Origin of the sequence: Burkholderia sp. SIMBA_051 (genome assembly GCF_046534915.1) — a bacterium.
GTDB lineage: Bacteria > Pseudomonadota > Gammaproteobacteria > Burkholderiales > Burkholderiaceae > Burkholderia > Burkholderia ambifaria.
In genome coordinates, this window is sequence record NZ_JAWRXS010000003.1 from 392,662 (window position 1) to 413,376 (window position 20,715).

Sequence of the window (20,715 nt, forward strand, 5' to 3'; positions counted from 1 at the left end):
GCCCCGCGTGACGGCACGGCGAAGCCCGCAAGGAGAAACGCAATGAAACGCACCGACGACGTATTGCTCGTGATCGACGTGCAGTACGACTTCATGCCGGGCGGCGCACTCGCGGTGCCGGACGGCGACGCGGTCGTGCCGGTGATCAACGCGCTCGCGCGACGCTTCGACCAGGTCGTGCTGACGCAGGACTGGCACCCGCGCGAACACGTGTCGTTCGCCGCGAACCACCCGGGGCACGAGCCGTTCTCGACGCTCGCGCTGCCGTACGGCGAGCAGGTGCTGTGGCCCGTGCACTGCGTGCAGGATACCGAAGGCGCGGCGCTGCATCGCGATCTCGACATCCCGCACGCCAGGCTCGTGATCCGCAAGGGCGGCGACGCCCAGCTCGACAGCTATTCCGCGTTCGTCGAAGCCGACCGCACGACGCGCACGGGGCTCGCCGGCTACCTGCGCGAGCTCGGCGCGAAGCGCGTGTGGTGTTGCGGGCTCGCGACCGACTATTGCGTCGCATGGTCCGCGCTCGATGCGCGCGCGGCGGGCTTCGAGGCCGCGGTGATCAACGATGCGTGCCGCGCGATCGACCTGAACGGGTCGCTCGCGCACGCATGGCAACAGATGCAGGCGGCGGGCGTCGCACATGTGACGTCCGCGGGCGCACGCCCGACGGCGTAGCGCATTCCCATCCGATTCAGTACATGAAGCAGGACCGAAGGAGACTCGCATGACCGAAGCCGTAATCGTATCGACCGCACGCACGCCGCTCGCGAAATCGTGGCGCGGCGCATTCAACATGACGCACGGCGCGACGCTCGGCGGCCACGTCGTCGCCGCCGCGCTCGAACGCGCGAAGCTCGACCCCGCGCGCATCGAGGACGTGATCATGGGTTGCGCGAACCCCGAAGGCGCGACCGGCGCCAACATCGCGCGGCAGATCGCGCTGCGCGCCGGGCTGCCGGTGAGCGTGCCGGGGATGACGGTGAACCGTTTCTGCTCGTCCGGTCTGCAGACGATCGCGCTCGCCGCGCAGCGGATCATCGCGGGCGAGGGCGACGTGTACATCGCAGGCGGCGTCGAATCGATCTCGTGCGTGCAGAACGAGATGAACCGGCACATGGTCCAGGAAGGCTGGCTCGTCGAGCACAAGCCGGAGATCTACTGGAACATGCTGCAGACGGCGGAGAACGTCGCGAAGCGCTACGGGATTTCGAAGGAGCGGCAGGACGCGTACGGCGTGCAGTCGCAACTGCGGGCCGCAGCCGCGCAGGAAGCCGGGCGCTTCAACGACGAGATCGTGCCGATCACCGTACGCGCGGGCATTGCGGACAAGGCGACGGGCCGGCTGTTCACGCAGGACGTGACGGTGTCGGCCGACGAAGGCATCCGGCCCGACACGACGCTCGAAGGCGTGTCGAAGATCCGTTCGGCCGTGCCGGGCGGCGTGATCACCGCGGGCAATGCGAGCCAGTTCTCGGACGGCGCGTCGGCGTGCGTGGTGATGAACGCGGATGTCGCGCAGCGCGAAGGGCTGCGTCCGCTCGGCGTGTTCCGCGGTTTCGCGGTGGCCGGTTGCGAGCCGGACGAGATGGGCATCGGCCCGGTGTTCGCGGTGCCGAAGCTGCTGAAGCAGGCCGGGCTGAAGGTCGACGACATCGGCCTGTGGGAACTGAACGAAGCGTTCGCGGTGCAAGTGTTGTACTGTCGCGACACGCTCGGGATTCCTGAGGACCGCCTGAACGTGAACGGTGGCGCGATCGCGGTCGGCCATCCGTACGGTGTGTCGGGTGCGCGCCTGACCGGTCATGCGCTGATCGAAGGCAAGCGGCGCGGCGTGAAATATGTGGTCGTCACGATGTGCATCGGCGGCGGGCAGGGGGCGGCCGGGCTGTTCGAAATCGTTTGATTTCGACTGACCGACTCGCGGCTTCTCGAGTGGAAGCCGCGAGCGCCGGCCTTCGCAGGCCATTCGAAAGGAACCGGAAGCAAAGCGCATTCATTCGATGCTGCCGTTTCCCCTTACTTGTCAAACGAATTGACGCATCTATACTTGCTCTGACATTTGCCTTTCGGCGGGATGGGCCAGCGCGTGCGTTGCACCGACGCTCGCGACGCGTTTCCGGTAGCCGGCGAAGACGATGCAGCACGCGTTTCCGGCACCGTGGACGTTCGAACCACGCAGCAGACCGAAACGGGGTTCAAATTGAGCACGACCTATGCATCCGGGGAACCGCCGCGTGTCGTCAGCGCGGCCGCGAGGCTCTACGCTAAATGCCTGCTGGTCGGATTCGCGCTCTTGCCGGCCTATCTGATTGCCTATTTGTGGTTTTTCGGCGACCCCCACGTCGTGTTCGAGAGCCACGCATTCCATGAAATCGCGATCGCGGCCGCCACGCTCGAAGGCGCCTTCGTCACCTACGTGACGTGGGTGTGCTACCGGTCGTCCGGCGAGCCGCTGCTGCGCTGGCTGACACTCGGCTTTCTCGGCTTCGCGATGATCTACGCGCTGCACGGGGCGTTCACCGGGATGGCGCACCACAATATCTGGCTGTTCCTGCTGTACGGGCCCGCGTCGCGGCTCGTGATGTCGATCCTGCTGCTGACGGGCATGCTGTCGTATTCGAATCCGCCCGACCGGCCGGAGAAGCGCACGCGCGCGCTTACCTGGCTGCCGTGGATCGCGTTCTTCCTGATCATCAATGTCGCGGTCGCCTATATCGCGTATTCGCCGGTCGCCGGCGCGCTGGGCACGCGGCTGTCGATGGAAGGCGGCGCGCTGGTGTTTTCGCTGCTGAACGTCGGCGTGCTGCTCGCCAGGCGGATCCGGTCGCCGCTGATGGTGATCTACGGGATGTCGATCATGGCGTTCGCGCTATCTTCGGTCGCGTTCATCCTCGGCAAGCCATGGAATCACATGTGGTGGCTCGCGCATGCGATCTTCGCGGGCGGGTTCTTCCTGCTCAGCTATGGCGTCGTGCAGGCGCTGCAGACGACGCGCTCGTTCTCGGCGATCTACCGCCAGGAAGACCTGATGAGCCGGCTGTCGGAATCGATGGCGCGCACCGATAGCGCGCTGCAGGAGTTGCGGCGCACGAACCAGAAGCTCGAGTACATGGCCGCGACCGATCCGATGACGGGTGCGTCGAACCGCCGCCAGTTCATCGGGCAGGTCGAGCGCGAGATCATGCGTGCGGAACGCGACGGCACGCCGTTTTGCCTGCTGGCGCTCGATCTCGACAACTTCAAGAACATCAATGACGCGTACGGGCACCAGATCGGCGACGAGGTGTTGCGCGGCGTCGTGCGCCAGTGTCTCGAGGCGATTCGTCCGGCGGGTGCGCTCGCGCGGGTCGGCGGCGAGGAGTTCATGGCGCTGTTGCCCGAGATGCCGCTCGAGGGCGCCCGCATGACGGCCGAGCGCGTGCGTTCGTCGATCGCGAGTTCGCCGTTCGGGCTGGATTTCAAGCGCGTGCAGGTGACGGTCAGCGTCGGCGTCGCGCAGTACGGTGTCGACGGGAGTACGGTCGACGCGTTGCTGCGCGCGGTCGACGAACGGCTGTACCAGGCGAAGCGCGACGGGCGCAATCGCGTGGTCGCGCACTGACGAGCGACCGCCGCGCATCCGGCGACATGGTGCGCGTTGATGCGCGGCAGTGGCGCGATGCCACGTACCGCCGTTTTGCATGCAACCCGAACGAAGCCCCGCCCGCGAATACGCGCGCGGGGCTTTCGTTTCACCGGCAGCCCGACTATCGCGACGCAATCGCCGCCGTGTTCGCCGGCTGCGCGTCCTGAATCCGCTGCGATGCCTGCCACCAGTACTTGCCCGTGCGCAGTTGCGGATCGCGGATCGCGAGATACGTCGTGCTCCACAGCTGCGCCGCGTTGGCCTCGGTCGCGTCCGCGCTGCGCGTGCCGAATGCGTCTGGCCGATACTGGCCGTTGACGTACGACCAGGTCCACATCTCCGACGTGCGCATGTCGCGTCCGTTCGAGATCACCTGCCAGATCGTCTGCCGTGCCTGCGTCAGCAGCGTGCGCGTCGTGTCCGACAGGTCCTGGCGCGCGAGCTGGCGATCGAGGCCGGCGACCCACATCGCCTGCTGCCACGACCAGATGACCGTGCCGTGATACGCGGAACTCGTGAACTTCGGCCACAGCGCCTGGCTCGCATACGCGGGGTTCGCGATCAGCATCCCGACATCGGTGACGAGCCCGGTCGGGAAGCGCCGCGTGACGTCGGCGACGATGCGCCGCAGTTCATCGTCCGGCGGCGTGCCGAACAGCAGCGCGAATCCGCCGTCGGAATTCATGACCGGGATCGGGGCGCCTTGCTGGTCGAGCGACAGCGCGTAGAACGACAGCGGCGCGCTCGGCGCGGTGCCGGCCGGCACGCCGGCGGACGGCGCATAGGTCGACACGTCGGTCGCCGCCTGCGCGGCCGGCACGCTCACCTGGAACAGCGGCGGCGCCTGCTGCTCCCATGTGGCCGCTTCGGTCGCCGTGTTCGCGAGCGCCGCGCGTTGGCCGGCGTCGAGGTACGGATCGAGCAGGCCGCGCGCGAGGAACGCGTTCGCCGCGCGCAGCGCGGCCGGCACGAGCACCGCATTCACGTCGTACGGGTAGACGCCGCCGCCGAGACCGTCCGTGCTGTCGCGCCAGTTGCCGACGATCTCGCCGGGCCGCAGGCGGATCAGGTTCGCGACCGACGGCTGCTGCGCGAATGGCTGCGCGGTTGCCGCGACGTGCAGCAGGTTGACGACCAGCCGGCTGCCGTTGGTCCGGCCGTCGCTGCCGCGTTGCGCGAGATAGGCGGCCGCGCGCGCCTGGCCGCGCGTGTCGTCGATCAGCCAGGCCGCCGCGATCGGCGCGAGCAGGTAGTCGCTGTCGATCATCTTGTAGTCGTAGGCCGGCGTCGCATCGTTCGGCCGGCCTTTCTTCGCATTGTCGACCAGTGCGAATTCGCCGATGCCTTCCTCGTGCGCGACCTTGCCGTCGTTCGACAGGCGGCTCAGCACCGACGTCAGGCCGGCCTCGATCGCCGCCGGCGCCAGCACCGGCATCAGCATGCGCACCGAGATCAGCGTGTCGCGGCCGAAGTAGGTGTCGTACTGCCACGAGCCGGCCAGCAGCTTGTCGTGGAAGCTCAGGAATTCGAGCACGTTCTGGCTGACCGGGTCGGGGTTCACGGACGGCGCGAGCAGGTCGGCGCGCGTGATCGGCGACAACGGCGTCTCGCCAGACAGCGCGTCGACGTGCAGTTTCAGCGTGCGGGAGCCGGGCGCCGCGCGCAGCACGAGCTTGCCGCCTGCGGCCGGCGCGATGCTGCCGCCGTCGCGCAGCGTGATGCGCAGCGCGTAGCCGGGGGCGCCGTCGATCCTGTCGCGTTGCCATTGCGCGGCGCTGCCCTGGATCGTCGGGGCGGTGACGATCTCCGGCGGAATCGTCGCGCCGCCGTTGAAGTCGCGCAGGAAGCGCACGTTGCTGAGCAGGCCTTGGCGGACCGTCAGCGTATCGGTGTCGACCGACACGTCGGCACCGATGCCGTGCAGCGGACGACCGTGCGAGTCGGGCGCCGACAGCGCGGCGGGCGGCGTGTCGAGGCTCCAGTTCACCGGCTGCGCCGTATCGTCGAACCACAGCCCGGTGCCGCTGTTGCCGGCCGGAAATACCACGAGCAGGCGCGGTTTCGTCGACGAACGCACCAGCAGATGCGCGGCGACCTGGTCCTGCCGGTAGAACGCATTGATCTGTCCGCCGGCGTCCATGCGGAACGACAGGGCGGCCTGGTTCGACGGCGGATTGGCCGGCTTGATGTCGTCGTCGTTGCAGGCCGCGAGCAGGCCGGCGCAGACGAATCCCATACACAGCGATTTCGCGAAACGATGCATGTGATGTCCCTCCTGGTGAATGGTGATTTTTTTATGAGGATGATTGAAGCAGCGGGCGATTGGCCTGCTTCGTTCGGTGCGACGGCATTTGGATGAATGCGTGATTTAATCCGGGCGTGATGCGGGTGAATTGGACGGAATAACCGGCAGGCGGTTAAATGCCCGAATTGAAAAAACGAAAAGAGGCTTCACCCCTGTGAGGCATGAATGACTTCTTCCGCAGGCATCCCCGCATGGCGCTGGAAGCGCCGCGCGTGCTGCAGGGGGATGAAGCGTAAGCTGTCGTAGGGGATTCTAAAGTTCGAATAAAGATGGAGTCAATAATGATTTTGAATACTCTTGGCTGATCGCTTCAAAGCTGGATGCAATTATTGCCAGATAGGTCGGTAAAATGTTCGAATCGGGATGAATTTGAGATAATCGAATTTGAAATTCGGCGAAAATCGATCGGCAATGGATGCCGGTATAGGTCATTTGCCGGTGCTTGACGGGTGTTGAACCGACGGCGTCGGATTGTGCGAATTCGGCGCGGCCGGCGCTTTAGCAATCGGTGTTCCCGGCATGGGGCCGAGTGCGGTCGCGCTATGCCGCTTCCGAGTTCTGCGCGGACCGCAGCGCTCGAGATCATCCGTTGTTATCGATAAATTTGGTAGGCTTGGAGGCTTCCTTCGCTGTCGATTTCGGCCCTTCGCTGAGCGGGGCGTTGCATCTGGTCGGCGACGGAGGAGGTTGCCTTTGCATCATTTTGGAGAATGCGCGGTGCTGCACGTACCCGACGATTCAGTGCTCTTATTGGTCGATTTTCAGACACGGCTGATGCCGGCGATCCACGACGGTGCGTCTGTCGCGGCGCAGGCCGTCAAACTCGGCCGGATTGCCCGGATATTCGAGGTGCCGGTCATCGGGACCGAGCAAAGCCCGCTCCGGCTCGGCGAGAGCGTGTCGGAGATCAAAGGGTTATGCTCAGACATCTGACCAAGGACCATTTCGACGCGTGCGCGGATGGTCTGGCCGATGCGCTTCCGGCCGAACGCAACAGCGTCATCGTTGCCGGTTGCGAGGCACACGTCTGCGTGTTGCAAACGGCCTTCGGCTTGTTGCGTAGCGGGCGGAAAGTCACGGTGGTCAGCGACGCGGTGGGTTCCCGCAAAACGGTCGATCGAGAAGCGGCGATCGGCAGGCTCGGGGCGAACGGCGTGGAGATTGCGACCGTCGAGATGATCGCGTTCGAATGGCTCGGATCCAGTCGGCATCCGCGCTTTCGCGACGTGCTGCAATTGATCAAGTGAAGCGCAACGAAACTGAGCATCTGTAGCGCGGAGGACGCGGCGCAGTTTGTTGGGCTGTTCTAACCGACGATGCCGGCGCGCGGATTATCGCGCCGGCATCGTCGGTTATAAATCCTTGAAGGCGGGGAGGAGATCCTGCTCGACGAGCCGGATCTCTATTCGGTTTGCCGTCTCGATGTGCTCGGGGTTCTTCATCGAGAATGGTGCGTCTGTTGTGCTGACGATGATGGTGCCTGTCTGCGACTTGCCGGCCTCCGGGACAGGAACAATCTCACGTGCTTCCGGAAGCTGCTGCTGCGTGATTACCGTGGGTAGGTAGAGCATCCAGCCGACGCCGGGTTTGTCGTTGAATACTTGCCGTGTCGCGTAGCTTCTCGGCCCGACTGCGGCGTAGACGGGCTTAAAAGTGGCAATTGCAGTGCGAACGATTTTCAGCACGGAATCGAGGTTGCCGAGAATTGTCTTGTCGGCCAGAGACACCTCGAACGTGTTGAGGCGTCCAGGTTCGTTCAGATGGCACGAAATGGTCGTCCCTTGATTGATGTCCTCGTTGCCGTCCCACAGGCTCACATATGTCGTTTCCGGATTTTCTCCAAACTTATGTTTGAGTACGGCCAAAATGGCCGTGGACGGTGAGCCGTCCTCGAACGCCGGATATAGCCGTGCTTCCTCCAGGCTCTGTCCGCGTGCGTACCAGCGATTGATACTAGGTTCGACTTCGGCAAGTGCGGTCGTAACGATCTGAATGCGTGACAGGACTTGCTCGAAGTTGGTGGGTTCGAGTCCGTGGTCCCTGAATCTCAGTCTGATGTCCATGATTGTCGCGATTTACGGTTGCCAGTTGGGGGCGAATTAGCCGTTCAGATCGCGGTGTTCCGCGACACGCAACCTGAGGGGCCGAACAGGGGTTCGTACGAGGCCAGCATTTTGCAGGACTACGGGCCAACTCGCGCTATGGCGAAGGTAAACGGGGCGTCGGTTGCGCCGGGGCGTTATCAACATTTGGTGCAAGCATTTGGGAATGCCATCTTGAAAGACTCAGCGTTAAAACTCACGAAGCCGCGTGTTCAGTTGTTTCGGGAAGGTTCCCCGCGCACGCTTGTTACGCATGTCGGAACTATGCTCGCGATGGCCATGCTTTGGTCAGGTCTTGCAAGCGCAGCACCGCAGTCCACTCTGCGCTTTGCATTGCCTGGCGGAGCAGCAGTGATCTATAGCAATGCGGCGAACCCTCAAGATCCATTGCCCCGTCGGGCCTGGAAGAAAGCGGTGTTCTCCTTGCCGAATGGAACGACGTTTGGCCTGCTGCCACGAGCAGGTGAGTCGAACGCCGGCGGGGGAACGGAGATGGAGCCGCCTAACAAATGGAATATCTCTCCTTCAGGTCAATATGTAATCGTTATGCGAAACGAGCAGGGAACAGTGTTCATGGGGCAAGGGCAACCGGAAACGGTGCTGGACCGGGAGTACTGTTCCATGATTGAGATAAAAACAGGCTGTATTACGGCCGAGCAAACCGGAGAGATTTGTGGAGCGGGTTGGCAACCGAGTCAAGGTGCCCAGTGGGGAACAGATTCCCAAACTTCGATGATGCTCACGCGCGATCGTCCATCGGCAATCAACAAGTTGGCCTCCATCAATGCAGGACAGCCCCCGCATTTACTGATGCGCAGTGCTTCGGGGGCCGACAATCTCTTGCGGTGTGACCCACCTTCCTCTGCCAATCGCGAGTCCTATCAGAAAATTGCAGCGGCTCTCAAGTCGGACGGGGCGCGCGTCGATGCGCAACTGATTGATATGGCGCTTTCGAGAGGTTCTGCCGCCACTGTAGGTACGCCAGTAGCGCAAGAAGTGGGTGCTGCAGGCCCGACCGCCACGGTATCGGTTGCAAAAGCGACTCTGTTCACAGCCGCCGACGACGCGACCGCAAGTCGAGCCTATCTCGTCCAGAATGATGTCGTAACCGTACTGAAGCAGTCTCCGAGTGGGTGGGCCTACGTAGACTACGTTAACGCATCCGGTAAGCATTTGCTTCGTTGGATTAAAGCCGATCAGATATCGATCAAGCAATGATGCAAGTTGCCAGGCTCCACTCGAGAATATGCATTTCATTCAAGTCTCTTGAAGCGGAATTTCGAACGGGGTAGGGCATTGAGCGGTTTCGGGGTATGAGGCGGTCGTGGGAAGCTGCCTTCTTTCATCATGTGGTAGATCGTCGTCTTGCCCAAGCCGACCATACTGATAACCGTCGGCAGTCGCAGGAGGCGTTCAGTGGTGGTACTCAATTCAGTTTTCCTCATTGTTCGTTGACAGGCAGCGTTGCGCGGGCGAGTTGCATGAAACCCGTCTCAAGCGTGATCGCAGCTGTTGCTGCCCAGGTGCGAGCGTCCTGCGCGGCCTGGTGGCGGGCGAACGAGCCGATCCCGCCGGCCATCAGGTCCAGCAGCTCGACGTCGGCCGCGTGGGAGATCTCGGTGATCAACGCGCGGATCTCGATGCGAGGGCGTCGAGTCGCGCGAGCCTGCCTTGGCGGGTGAGCGCGACACCTTCACGATGCGCCGGCCGAAGGTGCGCGACATGCGCGGTGCGCAAAAGCTTGCACCGAACGATGCGGAGGAACAGGAGCTGATCCTGTTCGCGTCGCTCGCCGAAGTCGCGCCTACCGATCTCGACGCGATGGATATCAGGCCAAGATGCGCGAGGCGATCGGCAAGGGTTGGTCGACGCTGGAAGCGTCGTTCGTACTTGCCCGCGCTTACATCGAGCGCGTCGATCCCGCCAAGGCGAAGCAGCTCGCGTCAGCGGCGAAGCAGTTCAATTCGGAGAAGCTCGGTCTTGCGGCGCGTGAAGCGTACGCCGTCGCGTCGAGCACCGACACCAGCACGCAGAAGGCGAACCGCTTTGCGGGGATTGCCGGGAGCCTTGCCGGTGGCGTGATGGGAGCGAAGGTCGGCGCAATGATCGGAGCACTGGGTGGGCCGATCGGGTCGGCGGTGCTCGGTGTGATCGGCGGTGCGGTCGGCACGTTTGCCGGTGACAAGCTGTTCAGCGCTGTCTCGCGCAGGGTGCTGGATCGCAAGCCGGACGAATCGCCTGCGAACGTCGCAGCCGTCGCGAAAGCGAAGGCGCTCGTGCCGGATGCGGCCGGCGTCGGCGCTCGATCGGGGCCGCGTATCGAACAGCAGAACACCTTCGCGCCGGTCTTTCACGTGAAGATCGAAGCGAGCGATGCCGACATGGCTAACAAGTTCCTCGCGCAGGTCAGTCCGATGCTGACACGCATGATGGACGAGCATCAACGCAAAGCGAACAGCCGCACGGCGATGTTCGATGCGCCGCATATGTAAAGGAGGAAACCATGGATGTGATTCGGCAGATCACGGGAGCGGCGACGCAGGCCGGTATCGCAACCGAGCGCGTGCGGCAGATGGTTCGGATATTCGACCGAAACCGCGCGGCGAGCATGTCGACGGTCGACGTGCTGCAGCGTCTCGCGACCGGCAATCTGAGCAGCGCGGCCGAGCTGCTGACGGGGGCGAGCGGTGCGATCGCACTGGCGGGTGACCTGTTTCCGCAGGTCGGCACGGTGCTGCGCAGCTTCAACGCGGCACAGGCGTCGGTCGGCTCGATCCTGACGGCGATCGACGGTTCGAATTTCCCCCTTGTGCGGGCTGCCGCCGACAGCGTCAAGTCGGCGCTTGGCGGGGCGTGGAATCAATTCAACGCGGCGGTCGGTATCAAGGATTCGGCGGTACTCGACATGATCAAGTCGACGGGCGTCGGCTCGATGTTGTCGGGGCTGGTCGACGGTGCGACATCGAGCACGCCGCACATGATGTCGATGACGAGCGAAGCGGGCGACGCGTTCCACTTCAACCTGTCGACCGCCGCGTACGACACGCGCTGATGCTGCTGTTGTTCTACTTGGACCCGCCGTATTACGAGACGGAAGGGTACGGCGTGGCGTTTCCGTTCTCGGAGTACGAGAAGATGGCGTAGCGTCTGCGGTCGATCAAGGGGCGCGCGATCGTGAGTCTCAACGACCATCCCGACATTCGGCGCGTGTTCGACGGGTTTCACATCGAGACCGTTCCGATCCAGTACACCGTAGGCGGGGGAGGGAGGGCTGCCGAACGAAACGAGCTGATCATCTTCAGTTGGGATGACGCGGCGCAGCCGGTGGGGCTGTTCTAACCGGGATGCCGGTGCGGACTATCGCGCCGGCATCGCGCTTACAGATCCTTGAAGGCGGGAAGGAGGTCTTGCTCGACGAGTCGAATCTCGATTCGATTTGCTGTCTCAACGTGCTCGGGATTCTGCATTGAGAACGGCGCATCTGTTGTGCTGACAACGATGGTGCCGGTCTGTAGTCTTCCTGCTCCTGGAACCGGAATGAGGTCGCGGGCTTCTGGCACCTGCTGTTGGGTGATGACCCTCGGCAAATAGATCATCCACCCCACGCCCGGCTTGTCGTCGAATACCTGCTTGGTAACGTAGCTCCTCGGGGCGACCGACACGTAAGCGGGGTTGAATGCGGTGACCGTGGCTTTCACAATTTCCTGAACTGATGCAGCGTTCTCGAGCACCGAGTCGTCAGAAATTTTGGCATCGAACGAGTTCGGGCTGACGTTTTTCCCGACATGGCATGCGAGGGAAGCGCCTTCCCCCTTGTTCTGGTTACCATTCCAAAGCGCAACGTAAGAGCGCGAGGGATCGGCAGAAAACTTGTGCTTTAGGACGGCGAGGAGGGCCGTCGATGGTTGGCCGTCTTCGAATGCCGGATACAGGAGTGCATCGTCTACAGTCTCGCCTTGCGCAAACCATGTTGCTAGATTGGGTTCAATTGCGCCCATAACGGAGGTGACGACATGTATGCGCGACAGAATCTGTTCGAAGTCTGTCGCAACAAGTGTGGCATCCCTGAACTGAAGGCTGAAGTCCATCTTGATCTCGGGTTACGGTTGTACGACGGAAAGAACCGAGTTCCGCATAAGCTCTTTGAGCAAGTACTCTCTCGGCTCAGGTTCCTCAAAGTACCACGTCAATCGTGTCGGCGGAAACGGATTGACCGCGTCGGCCTGCCGCGAAATATCTGAAATGGTACTGGGCCAGCCTTCGAACCAATCGACGGGTTCGAGTTCGCCGTATTTATCACGCTGCAGGAATTTGGCATAGCGTGACTTGGCTTCTTGGAGCATGCATTCTGCTGGCAGAAAGCCGTCGAAATAGATGCCCTCGAATAACCATTCTTCGTTCCACTTCCCTTCATTGCTGTACGGCCTACCCGTGATGCGAGCCTGATACTCGCGCGAGTGGTTGGACATATGGTGCACTTTGTTTTTCGCGATACCGGTTTCTTCCGGCGGGCACTTTTTACACTTCTCACCGGTACGCGGCACGGCCTTGGCATCAGTCTTTGCCTTGCTCTCATCCTTCGTCGTGTCGCTAGACAGGCTCGCCGTTCCCGCCAGTCCGACCGCGCCCAACAAGGCGGCGCCAGCTCGCGCCAAGACTGGCCCAAGTTCCGCCAATACCCCCTCCAGTAGTGGAAGTGCTGCTGCCATTCTCAAGTCCCCCGTTGTATTCCGGATGTTCGATGCGCCACTTGATGACGCGGAAATAGTCGTGAAAGCGTTCGTCCGGTGAACGACCGGGGCGAGTTAGCCATGCACGTGTTGCGGGCTTTTCGTAGAAGCTCGGCGCGTATGCCTCGATCCGCAGAAACGCGGCGACATTTTCATCGGACTGGATGCCAAGCTGTCGAGCAGCGACGTACGCATTCCAGAGGCGCGTGGGTAGCGTGCCGTCGTCGGCCAGCTTCGGATCCGCCTTGACGAGATCCTGCCGTGTGCGTTCGACGTATCCGCGTGCGTCGATCTCGGCAAGGCCGGCGACCTGTTCGCTCGTCCACTCAAGCATGCGGGTGCACTCCCTTCAGTTTTCCATTCAGTTCGACGAGCCAGTTGAATGTCGGGACGAAGAACTGCATGCGCTGCGTCAATTCCATCAGCGATGCCATGTCGGCCATGATGCGGGCGTCGTAGAAGCGAAGGAGGGCTGTACGGCCATCCGGTAAGCGCACGTCGAGTCGACGGCGCAGCTCGTCGGCCAATGACTCGATTGGATATGCGCTGATCAGCCACGACATGCCTGTGGGACCACCGGCCATCGCGGCGAGCGAACGTCGTACGTTGCCGCCCGCACGCTCGTAGTCGAGCAGCCACGGGCCCGCATCGGCGAGTGATGCGTCCGGTGTGCCGTCGAACAGCGCCACGGCGGCTTGCGATCGCTGAGGCGGGGACCCGCCAGCCGCATCGGCGAACAGGAGACCGTCGACCAGCGCGTACAAGTGCACCTGCATGGTCAACTGCTGTTGCCGCGTGTAGTAGAACGCTTCGATCGAATTGCCGGTCATGGTTCTACCCGCGCGCGATCATCGTTGCAGCATTTTCGGCTGCGGATTTCAGGCATTCGAGGCAGAGCGTAGGCGAAGGGGCCAGCGCTGCTGCAGCGTTGGCGACTGCAGCACCCGTCGTCGCTTCACCGGCTCCGACATCGTCGAGTGTCGCGGACGATTGCGAGGCGATCAGCGTCGCCCCACAAGCGGTCTTCATGCCTTCGATGGCGGTTTCTCGTCCGCCGAAGTTGTGCGGGTATCGCCGGCCAGTGGCGGGCAGGATCGGAAAGACGCCTTTGCACTGAGGGCAAAGGACTTTGTGCCCGACGCCGGCAATCGGTTTCCCGTCAATGGTCGCGGTCGCGGTGCCCTCCAGCACGCGACCGCCGTGCGTCGTCGTGTCGCCGACGCAGATCATGGCTCGGGCCATATATATTCTCTCGTAGGTATGGTTTTCGTATGAATTTACCATTTCCTGGGGAACAATCGCTTCCGAGCCTGATGGGCGCACGTCGAGATACAGTCCATTGGCCTCAGTAAGTTTGGTAGGCTTGTTGCTGCTTTCGCTTGTCGGATCTCGACGTCGGTGAGTGGCACGGTAAAAAGACGGGTCTCGTCGTTGGACGTTCGAAATCGCCCCCGCTTTGCTACCCGCTTTTTACTCCGCTCGCCGCGATTCCCGACAACCGTAAGCAAACGATGAAAAGGGCACTTGATGCCCGACTGGCAAGGGTTCCAGGCGAATCGCCGAACCACCACGAACTGGAGCAAACGAAGTGATCAGACATATCGTCATGTGGAAGTTGAAGGAATCGGCGGAAGGCGGCACGCGTGCGCAGAACGCGCTGAAGCTGAAGGAAAAGCTCGAAGGCTGCCGCGATCTCGTGCCGGGCATCCTGCAGCTCGACGTCGGCGTGGCGACGCCCGGCCTCGACGCGACGTCGGACGTCGTGCTCGTATCCGATTTCACGGACCAGGCCGCGCTCGATGCGTACCAGGTGCACCCGGTTCACCAGGAAGTGAAGAAATTCGTCGTTGCGGTGGCCGAATCGCGCCAGTGCGTCGACTATTTCTCCGAAAGCGCACGATGAGCGACGCGGCATCCCCGACGGACGGCCCGTCGATCGAAAGCCCGTTCGTCGATCTGCTCGGCGTGCGGCTCGTATCCGCGAAGGACGGCGCGAGCGAGATCGTGCTGCCGCTCGACGAGCGGCACATGAACACGTGGAGCATCGCGCACGGCGGCGTGACGATGACGCTGTCGGACATCGCGCTCGCGATGGCCGCGCGCAGCCTGACCGACGACGGCGTCGGCGTCGTCACGGTCGAGATGAAGGTGAACTTCATGCAGCCGGGGCGCGGCGAGCTGCGCGCGTACGGACGCGTGATGCATCGTTCGACGACGATGGCGTACTGCGAAGGCGAAGTGCGCGACAGCGACGGCAACTTCGTCGCGAAGGCGCTCGGCACGTTCAAGTACATGCGGCGGCTCGCGGTGGGCCGCGACATCAAGCGACAACGCACGCGCACGGCGCCGGATGCCCAGCCCGGCCCGAGCGACGCGTAAGCGCCGCAACGAGCGGCCCTGCCTGATCGAAGGCAGGGCCGTTTTGTTTTGCGGCACGGATCCGCATCCGGATGGGTATGCGGGATGATCGCCAGCTACGACGGCGTGCCCGCGCCGCTCGCGAATCCGGGCCTGATCCTGCGCTCGCGGCTGACGATGCAGGGTTTCATCGTGTTCGAGCATCCGGACGCGTGGCCGCCCGCGCTGGCCGAGCTGAGCGAACTCGTCGCGACGAAGCAGCTGCATTACCGCGAGTCGATCGCACACGGGCTCGAGCGGGCGCCGGACGCGTTCCTCGGGCTCCTGAAGGGCCGTAATTTCGGCAAGCAGCTGGTGCAGCTCGTCTGACCCGCGCGTGGCATCATCTGACGCTTGTCCGTTCACGGCGCCGCACGCGCCGTCCTTACCGATGCCGCTGAATCCGAAGATCGCCCAGGTGCTCGACATGGTCGAGCGCGCGAAACGTCCGTCCTATCACCACCAGACGCCGCAGCAGGCGCGCGCCGCGTATGAGAAGAGCGCGCCGATCCTCGACGTCGCACCCGCGCCGATGCATTCGATCGAGGCCTGCGTCGTGCCGACGCGCGACGGTCGCGCGATCGGCGCGCGGCTGTACCTGCCGGTCGAGCCGAGCCTCGCCGAACCGCTGCCGGCGCTGGTCTATTACCACGGCGGCGGCTTCACGGTCGGCAGCGTCGACACGCACGACGCGCTGTGCCGGATGTTCGCGCGCGACGCGCAGTGCGCGGTGCTGTCGGTCGACTACCGGCTCGCGCCCGAACACCGGTTCCCGACCGCGGTGAACGACGCCGACGACGCATTGCGCTGGCTGCATCGCGAAGCCGCCGCATTCGGCATCGACGCGACGCGGCTCGCGCTCGGCGGCGACAGCGCGGGCGGCACGCTCGCGACCGTCTGCGCGGTGCTCGCGCGCGACGCGGGCATCGACCTTGCGCTGCAGCTGCTGATCTATCCGGGCGTGACGGGCTACCAGGACACCGGATCGCACGCGCGGCTCGCGAACGGCTACCTGCTGACGCAGGACACGATCCAGTGGTTCTTCACGCAATACGTGCGCGATCGGTCCGATCGCGACGACTGGCGGTTCGCGCCGCTCGACGGCAAGCGCGGTGCGCCGTCGTTCGCCGGCGTCGCACCGGCATGGATCGCGACGGCCGAATACGATCCGCTGCACGACGAGGGCGCCGCGTACGCGGACAAGCTGCGCGCGGCCGGCAATTCGGTCACGCTGGTCTGCTATCCGGGGATGATCCACGAGTTCTTCAAGATGGGCGGCTACGTACCCGAGGTGCGGGCCGCGCATGCCGACGCGGTGGCGGCGCTCAAGGCGGCATTCGACGACGTTTGACGGCGGCGGCGCTCGACGCCGCGCGGAGGAAGCGATGACCGACGACTGGGTGGAAACGGGCGACTGGACGGTGCTGGGCGGCGATGCCGCGCGCATTCGCGATGCGGTGTTCGTGCGCGAGCAGCGGATTCCGCCGGAATGGGAGCTCGACGACGAGGATCCGCTGTCGCTGCATGCGGTTGCCTACCGGGTCGATGCGGCGACCGGCACCCGCCGCGCGGTCGGGACCGGACGGCTGCTGCGCTCGGGCACGATCGGCCGCGTCGCGGTACTGGCCGACGCGCGCGGGCAGGGCGCCGGATCGGCCGTGCTGCACGCGCTGCTGGACGCCGCGCGGCATCGCGGCGAACCGGTCGTGCGGCTCTACGCGCAGGATGCCGCGGTGGCGTTCTACGTACGGCACGGTTTCACGACGATCGGCGACCGGTTCGTCGAAGTGGGTGTGCCGCACGTCGAGATGGCGCGCGCGCCCTAGAGCCCGCTATTCGTATGAACAGGCTCCGGGCGCCGCTCGCGCAGGCTCAGCGCGGCTGCGTCGCGTCGATGTCGAACGTGAACGCGCGCTCGAACGTGCCTGGTCGAACGGTGCGGTGCGAGCCGTCGTCGTCGCAGCGCTCCTTGATGTCGACCGTCAATCGCACGCCTTCCTTCATCGTCACGCGCAGCGCGGTCGTGCCGCGCGTACCGTATTCGGGCGTCTCGATGAACGCGGCCGAAAGCGCACGCTCGCGCTCGATCGGAATGCCCGTGTGCGGCAGCGCGTCGTCGTCCGCGACGTGCGGATCGCGCATCAGCTCGATCAGTTCGTCGAGCGAAGGGGTCGGATTGTCGGTGAGCAGCGTGCCGAGTTCCGCACGCTTGCGCACGATTTTCGGCCAGGGCGTATCGAGCCGCGCGTTCGACAGCGCATGCACGCCGGCGCTGACCGCGACCGGCGGCGCGACAGCAGTTTCGCCTTCGGCCGGGCGGTTGCAGAACCACGCGAGTTCGCGCCGCTTCCAGTCGCCGACCAGCAGGTTGAAGCCGTTGTACACGGCCGAGTGCTCGGCCAGCGCGCCGAGATAATCGAGCGGCGCGACCGGCGGGCCGCCGAGGAAGTCGGACACGAGCTTGCCGCGGGTTGGTGCGCCCGCGCGAATGTCGAACGGCGCGCGGTAATTGGTCAGCGCCGCGAAGCGGCCGTCGCGGGACACGCCGAGCCACGTGCCGCCCGCTTCGAGATCGCGGCCGGCCAGCACACCCGGCACGTCCTCCCACCACGAAAGCGGCGCACTCGTACGGCGAAAGAATTCGTCGCGATTGGCGATGAGGGTAAAGACAGGACCGGCGGCGGCATCAGGCTGCCAGTCGAAGGCAATCAGACACATCGGGCGAATCTCTCGCAGGAAACATCGCGCGCCGGCCGCTATGTGCGAACCGGCGTGCAACAGGTTGTCAGTGCGTCACGCTTCCGTCGGCCATGCGTACGGTAGCGCGTCGAACGCGAGCGGCGGTCCGTCGGCCGCACCGAGGTGCACCGTGCCGCTGTCGAGCGCGGCCAGCTTGATTTCGACGAGCGCATCGACGCCGCCCGCGGGTGCGGCGGCCGCATTGACGATCATTCCGCACGGCTGGCCCGGGTCGTCGCTGTGGAACAGCTCGACGCCGGCATGCACGGTGTCGGTCTCGCCGGCGACGTGCGCGAGCGCGGTGCGGCGCTTGATCGTGCCGCGGTACTGGCTGCGCGCGACGACTTCCTGGCCCGGGTAGCACCCCTTCCTGAAGTTAACGGCGCCGATCACGTCGAAGTTGACCATTTGCGGGACGAACTGTTCGACGGCCGGCTGCGTGATGCGCGGCTCGCCCGCGCGCACGTCGAGCCAGTCCCATACGGCCGGCGACACGGCCGGCAGCTTGCCGCCGAGCGCGGCGAGGCGCGCGTCGACTTCCGCGCGCGGCCCGATCCACAGATAGCGCTTGCGGCCTGCCGCGTCCGGCACGCGGATCAGCGCCCCGGCCGGGCCGTCGACTTTCACGTGCACGCCGTCCGGCAGCGCGTCGAAGATGCCCGACAGCGCCTCGCGCACGTCGCCCGCGAAACCGACCACCGCGAGCGTGTCGCTCGCGTCCGTCAGTTTCGCCTTCGCGCGCAGCACGAACATGGACAAGCGTTTCTGAACGGCGGCCTGGACGTCCTTCGAGACCAGCAGCTGCACGCCGTGACCGGCGCGCCAGGCGAGGAACGACGCGAGCAGGCGGCCCTTCGCCGAGCAGTAGCCGGACAGGCGCGCACTCGCGGCATCGAGATGCTCGATGTCGTTGGTGAGCTGGCTGTGCAGGAACGTCGCGGCGTCGTCGCCGGCCACGTCGATCACGCCGAACTGCGGGAGCGGCATGCAGGCACCCGGCGCGTCGAAATCGGCAGCGGACGGGCGGGGGAAAACGGGGAGCGAGGCAGTTGCGGCCTGGGCAGCCGGTGAAGCGAACGGTGTGCTCATGGAATGAGGGAACAGTCAACCCTGACTTTGACGGAGGCGAGCAAGTATTATATGGGTCTTACCTGAGTCACGTTTCCATGTCCCTACTGAAGAAATGCGCCGCGACGGTCGTGGCGCTGGCCGTCGTTGTGGCCGCTGCCGGCGCGGGCGGCGGATATTACTGGGCGACCCGGCCGCTGTTGCTGGGCTCGGCGTCGCTCGACGTCACGATCAAGCCGCGCAGCAGCGTGAAGAGCGTCGCGCTGCAGCTCAAGCGCGGCGGCGTGCCGGTCGAGCCGCTCGGCTTCGTCGCGATGACGCGCGTGCTCGGGCTGTCGAGCCGGCTCAAGTCCGGCAACTACGAATTCAAGACCGGCATCACGCCGTACGACGTCCTGCAGAAGATCGCGCGCGGCGACGTGAACGAGTACGTCGCGACCGTGATCGAGGGCTGGACCTTCAAGCGGATGCGCGCGGAGCTCGACGGCAATCCCGATCTCGCGCACGCAACGGCCGGCATGAGCGACGCCGAGTTGCTGCGTGCGATCGGCGCGTCGGACGCCGCGATCCAGCGCGGCAGCGGCGAGGGGCTGTTCTTTCCCGACACCTACCTGTTCGACAAGGGCACGAGCGACCTGAACATCTACCGGCGCGCGTACCACCTGATGCAGACGCGTCTCGACGAAGCATGGGCCGCGCGCGCGCCGGGGCTGCCGTACAAGACGCCTTACGAAGCGCTGACGATCGCGTCGATCGTCGAAAAGGAAACGGGCCACGCGGCTGACCGCACGTTCGTCGCGGCGGTGTTCGCGAACCGGCTGCGCATCGGGATGCCGCTGCAGACCGATCCGTCGGTGATCTACGGCCTCGGCGACGCGTACGACGGCCGCCTGCGCAAGCGCGACCTGCAGGCCGACACTCCTTACAATACCTATACGCGCCGCGGGCTGCCGCCGACGCCGATCGCCCTGCCGGGCGTCGCCTCGCTGCAGGCGGCGATCAATCCGGCCCAGACGGGCGCGCTCTATTTCGTTGCGAAGGGCGACGGCACGAGCGTGTTCTCGGATACGCTCGGCGATCACAACAAGGCCGTGGACAAGTACATACGAGGTCAATAATGGCGAGCGGTAAATTCATCACGTTCGAAGGCATCGACGGGGCGGGGAAGACCACCCACCTGCAATGGTTCTGCGAACGACTCCAGGCGAAGCTGGCCGCGGGCGGCCGGCAGGTCGTCGTCACCCGCGAGCCGGGCGGCACGCAGCTCGGCGAGAAGCTGCGCGAGATCCTGCTGAACCAGCCGATGGACCTGGAGACCGAAGCACTGCTGATGTTCGCGGCCCGGCGCGAGCACCTCGCGCTCGTGATCGAGCCCGCGCTCGCGCGCGGCGACTGGGTCGTGTCCGATCGCTTCACCGACGCGACGTTCGCGTACCAGGGCGGCGGCCGTGGGTTGCCGCGCGACAAGCTCGAGACGCTCGAGCGCTGGGTGCAGGGCGGCTTCCAGCCCGACCTGACGGTGCTGTTCGACGTCGCGCCGCAGGTGGCGAGCGAGCGCCGCGGCGCCGTGCGCATGCCCGACAAGTTCGAAAGCGAGTCGGACGCGTTTTTCTCGCGCACCCGCGGCGAATACCTGCGGCGCGCGGAAGAGGCGCCGCACCGCTTCGCGATCGTCGACGCGACGCAGTCGATTCCCGAGATCCGCCAGCAGCTCGAACGCGTGCTCGCCGCGCTGTAACCCGAAGGAAC

Annotated in this window: 22 protein-coding genes and 5 pseudogenes; 16 read left to right on the top strand and 11 right to left on the bottom strand. The window is 64.6% G+C overall.

Annotated elements, in window-relative coordinates; translation table 11 throughout:
• Positions 1–42 precede the first annotated feature (42 nt).
• From pncA to SB771_RS09250, 3 genes are all read left to right on the top strand, one after another.
• A complete protein-coding gene (gene pncA / locus SB771_RS09240; protein WP_006753411.1) occupies positions 43–675 on the top strand; it encodes a bifunctional nicotinamidase/pyrazinamidase in 633 nt (210 codons plus the stop codon).
• A 49-nt stretch (positions 676–724) separates the two neighbouring features.
• On the top strand, positions 725–1,903 hold the full coding sequence (locus SB771_RS09245; protein WP_011657145.1) for an acetyl-CoA C-acyltransferase: 1,179 nt from the start codon (positions 725–727) through the stop codon (positions 1,901–1,903).
• 297 nt (positions 1,904–2,200) lie between these two features.
• Complete coding sequence (locus SB771_RS09250) at positions 2,201–3,601, top strand: GGDEF domain-containing protein (RefSeq protein ID WP_175660671.1); 1,401 nt, start codon at positions 2,201–2,203, stop codon at positions 3,599–3,601.
• Positions 3,602–3,746: 145 nt separating this feature from the next.
• Here the strand turns inward: SB771_RS09250 and SB771_RS09255 are convergent, their stop codons facing one another.
• A complete protein-coding gene (locus SB771_RS09255) occupies positions 3,747–5,888 on the bottom strand; it encodes a hypothetical protein (RefSeq protein WP_175660614.1) in 2,142 nt (713 codons plus the stop codon).
• Between the two features lie 759 nt (positions 5,889–6,647).
• On the opposite strand from SB771_RS09255, the pseudogene SB771_RS09260 reads away from it, so the two are divergent.
• Positions 6,648–7,177, top strand: a pseudogene (locus tag SB771_RS09260) (isochorismatase family protein).
• Between the two features lie 105 nt (positions 7,178–7,282).
• Here the strand turns inward: SB771_RS09260 and SB771_RS09265 are convergent.
• Positions 7,283–7,993: an immunity 52 family protein gene (locus SB771_RS09265; RefSeq protein ID WP_175660615.1), complete on the bottom strand. Its 711-nt coding sequence runs from the start codon at positions 7,991–7,993 to the stop codon at positions 7,283–7,285.
• Positions 7,994–8,047: 54 nt separating this feature from the next.
• Here SB771_RS09265 and SB771_RS09270 point away from each other — a divergent pair, with 54 nt between their 5' ends.
• On the top strand, positions 8,048–9,250 hold the full coding sequence (locus SB771_RS09270; protein ID WP_175660616.1) for a hypothetical protein: 1,203 nt from the start codon (positions 8,048–8,050) through the stop codon (positions 9,248–9,250).
• Between the two features lie 35 nt (positions 9,251–9,285).
• Here SB771_RS09270 and SB771_RS09275 read toward each other — a convergent pair whose 3' ends face one another.
• Positions 9,286–9,462, bottom strand: coding sequence for a helix-turn-helix transcriptional regulator (locus SB771_RS09275; protein ID WP_208446594.1), 177 nt, complete (start codon positions 9,460–9,462; stop codon positions 9,286–9,288).
• Between the two features lie 11 nt (positions 9,463–9,473).
• Positions 9,474–9,659: a hypothetical protein gene (locus tag SB771_RS09280; protein WP_244096846.1), complete on the bottom strand. Its 186-nt coding sequence runs from the start codon at positions 9,657–9,659 to the stop codon at positions 9,474–9,476.
• Between the two features lie 95 nt (positions 9,660–9,754).
• Between SB771_RS09280 and SB771_RS09285 the strand changes: the two are divergent.
• The 4 genes and pseudogenes from SB771_RS09285 to SB771_RS09300 form a co-directional block, all read left to right on the top strand.
• Positions 9,755–9,805, top strand: a pseudogene (locus SB771_RS09285) (phage tail assembly protein); the annotation flags it as partial.
• A gap of 53 nt (positions 9,806–9,858) precedes the next feature.
• Positions 9,859–10,524 (top strand): annotated as a pseudogene (locus SB771_RS09290) (hypothetical protein); the annotation flags it as partial.
• 11 nt (positions 10,525–10,535) lie between these two features.
• Positions 10,536–11,084, top strand: coding sequence for a hypothetical protein (locus SB771_RS09295; protein ID WP_244096844.1), 549 nt, complete (start codon positions 10,536–10,538; stop codon positions 11,082–11,084).
• Positions 11,085–11,092: 8 nt separating this feature from the next.
• Positions 11,093–11,371, top strand: a pseudogene (locus tag SB771_RS09300) (DNA adenine methylase); the annotation flags it as partial.
• A 38-nt stretch (positions 11,372–11,409) separates the two neighbouring features.
• On the opposite strand, the gene SB771_RS09305 reads toward SB771_RS09300, so the two are convergent.
• From SB771_RS09305 to SB771_RS09325, 5 genes are read right to left on the bottom strand one after another with little or no spacing between them, the layout of a single operon-like run.
• Positions 11,410–12,120 (bottom strand): immunity 52 family protein, encoded by a 711-nt coding sequence (locus SB771_RS09305; protein WP_175655592.1) that lies wholly within the window; start codon positions 12,118–12,120, stop codon positions 11,410–11,412.
• A 12-nt stretch (positions 12,121–12,132) separates the two neighbouring features.
• Entirely contained in the window at positions 12,133–12,666 is a 534-nt protein-coding gene (locus SB771_RS09310) for a restriction endonuclease fold toxin 5 domain-containing protein (RefSeq protein WP_244096843.1), read from the bottom strand.
• Positions 12,623–13,096, bottom strand: coding sequence for a hypothetical protein (locus tag SB771_RS09315; protein ID WP_175660620.1), 474 nt, complete (start codon positions 13,094–13,096; stop codon positions 12,623–12,625). The genes SB771_RS09310 and SB771_RS09315 overlap by 44 nt, the downstream gene beginning before the upstream one ends.
• Positions 13,089–13,592 (bottom strand): DUF4123 domain-containing protein, encoded by a 504-nt coding sequence (locus tag SB771_RS09320; RefSeq protein ID WP_175660621.1) that lies wholly within the window; start codon positions 13,590–13,592, stop codon positions 13,089–13,091. The genes SB771_RS09315 and SB771_RS09320 overlap by 8 nt, the downstream gene beginning before the upstream one ends.
• A 4-nt stretch (positions 13,593–13,596) precedes the next feature.
• Positions 13,597–14,004 carry a PAAR domain-containing protein gene (locus SB771_RS09325; protein ID WP_175660622.1) on the bottom strand — a complete coding sequence of 136 codons (408 nt, stop codon included), beginning with the start codon at positions 14,002–14,004 and terminating at the stop codon, positions 13,597–13,599.
• 346 nt (positions 14,005–14,350) lie between these two features.
• On the opposite strand from SB771_RS09325, the gene SB771_RS09330 reads away from it, so the two are divergent.
• The 5 genes and pseudogenes from SB771_RS09330 (at position 14,351) to SB771_RS09350 (ending at position 16,985) form a co-directional block, all read left to right on the top strand.
• Positions 14,351–14,665 carry a Dabb family protein gene (locus SB771_RS09330; protein WP_006753419.1) on the top strand — a complete coding sequence of 105 codons (315 nt, stop codon included), beginning with the start codon at positions 14,351–14,353 and terminating at the stop codon, positions 14,663–14,665.
• The gene (locus tag SB771_RS09335; RefSeq protein ID WP_006753420.1) at positions 14,662–15,141 is read left to right on the top strand and encodes a PaaI family thioesterase; all 480 of its coding nucleotides are present in this window, start codon (positions 14,662–14,664) and stop codon (positions 15,139–15,141) included. Before SB771_RS09330 ends, SB771_RS09335 begins: the two co-directional genes overlap by 4 nt.
• Positions 15,142–15,216: 75 nt before the next feature.
• Positions 15,217–15,489 (top strand): annotated as a pseudogene (locus SB771_RS09340) (NADP-dependent oxidoreductase); the annotation flags it as partial.
• Positions 15,490–15,550: 61 nt separating this feature from the next.
• Positions 15,551–16,510 carry an alpha/beta hydrolase gene (locus SB771_RS09345; RefSeq protein ID WP_175660623.1) on the top strand — a complete coding sequence of 320 codons (960 nt, stop codon included), beginning with the start codon at positions 15,551–15,553 and terminating at the stop codon, positions 16,508–16,510.
• A gap of 34 nt (positions 16,511–16,544) precedes the next feature.
• Positions 16,545–16,985: a GNAT family N-acetyltransferase gene (locus tag SB771_RS09350; protein ID WP_012364050.1), complete on the top strand. Its 441-nt coding sequence runs from the start codon at positions 16,545–16,547 to the stop codon at positions 16,983–16,985.
• A gap of 46 nt (positions 16,986–17,031) precedes the next feature.
• On the opposite strand, the gene SB771_RS09355 is transcribed toward SB771_RS09350, so the two are convergent.
• On the bottom strand, positions 17,032–17,877 hold the full coding sequence (locus SB771_RS09355) for an NRDE family protein (RefSeq protein ID WP_175660624.1): 846 nt from the start codon (positions 17,875–17,877) through the stop codon (positions 17,032–17,034).
• A 75-nt stretch (positions 17,878–17,952) separates the two neighbouring features.
• Entirely contained in the window at positions 17,953–18,987 is a 1,035-nt protein-coding gene (locus SB771_RS09360; protein WP_175660625.1) for a YgfZ/GcvT domain-containing protein, read from the bottom strand.
• A 77-nt stretch (positions 18,988–19,064) separates the two neighbouring features.
• On the opposite strand from SB771_RS09360, the gene mltG reads away from it, so the two are divergent.
• Both mltG and tmk read left to right on the top strand, forming a co-directional pair.
• Positions 19,065–20,084 carry an endolytic transglycosylase MltG gene (mltG, locus tag SB771_RS09365; protein WP_012364047.1) on the top strand — a complete coding sequence of 340 codons (1,020 nt, stop codon included), beginning with the start codon at positions 19,065–19,067 and terminating at the stop codon, positions 20,082–20,084.
• Positions 20,084–20,704 (top strand): dTMP kinase, encoded by a 621-nt coding sequence (gene tmk, locus SB771_RS09370; protein ID WP_011657084.1) that lies wholly within the window; start codon positions 20,084–20,086, stop codon positions 20,702–20,704. The genes mltG and tmk overlap by 1 nt, the downstream gene beginning before the upstream one ends.
• Positions 20,705–20,715: the final 11 nt, after the last annotated feature.

Bases quoted from the DNA above. Each gene is read 5' to 3' on its own strand.
- pncA (WP_006753411.1), top strand. From the start codon at position 43: ATGAAACGCACCGACGACGTATTGCTCGTGATCGACGTGCAGTACGAC.
- SB771_RS09245 (WP_011657145.1), top strand. From the start codon at position 725: ATGACCGAAGCCGTAATCGTATCGACCGCACGCACGCCGCTCGCGAAA.
- SB771_RS09255 (WP_175660614.1), bottom strand. From the start codon at position 5,888: ATGCATCGTTTCGCGAAATCGCTGTGTATGGGATTCGTCTGCGCCGGC.
- SB771_RS09265 (WP_175660615.1), bottom strand. From the start codon at position 7,993: ATGGACATCAGACTGAGATTCAGGGACCACGGACTCGAACCCACCAAC.
- SB771_RS09295 (WP_244096844.1), top strand. From the start codon at position 10,536: ATGGATGTGATTCGGCAGATCACGGGAGCGGCGACGCAGGCCGGTATC.
- SB771_RS09305 (WP_175655592.1), bottom strand. From the start codon at position 12,120: ATGGACTTCAGCCTTCAGTTCAGGGATGCCACACTTGTTGCGACAGAC.
- SB771_RS09315 (WP_175660620.1), bottom strand. From the start codon at position 13,096: ATGCTTGAGTGGACGAGCGAACAGGTCGCCGGCCTTGCCGAGATCGAC.
- SB771_RS09320 (WP_175660621.1), bottom strand. From the start codon at position 13,592: ATGACCGGCAATTCGATCGAAGCGTTCTACTACACGCGGCAACAGCAG.
- SB771_RS09325 (WP_175660622.1), bottom strand. From the start codon at position 14,004: ATGGCCCGAGCCATGATCTGCGTCGGCGACACGACGACGCACGGCGGT.
- SB771_RS09335 (WP_006753420.1), top strand. From the start codon at position 14,662: ATGAGCGACGCGGCATCCCCGACGGACGGCCCGTCGATCGAAAGCCCG.
- SB771_RS09345 (WP_175660623.1), top strand. From the start codon at position 15,551: ATGCCGCTGAATCCGAAGATCGCCCAGGTGCTCGACATGGTCGAGCGC.
- SB771_RS09350 (WP_012364050.1), top strand. From the start codon at position 16,545: ATGACCGACGACTGGGTGGAAACGGGCGACTGGACGGTGCTGGGCGGC.
- SB771_RS09355 (WP_175660624.1), bottom strand. From the start codon at position 17,877: ATGTGTCTGATTGCCTTCGACTGGCAGCCTGATGCCGCCGCCGGTCCT.
- SB771_RS09360 (WP_175660625.1), bottom strand. From the start codon at position 18,987: ATGAGCACACCGTTCGCTTCACCGGCTGCCCAGGCCGCAACTGCCTCG.
- mltG (WP_012364047.1), top strand. From the start codon at position 19,065: ATGTCCCTACTGAAGAAATGCGCCGCGACGGTCGTGGCGCTGGCCGTC.
- tmk (WP_011657084.1), top strand. From the start codon at position 20,084: ATGGCGAGCGGTAAATTCATCACGTTCGAAGGCATCGACGGGGCGGGG.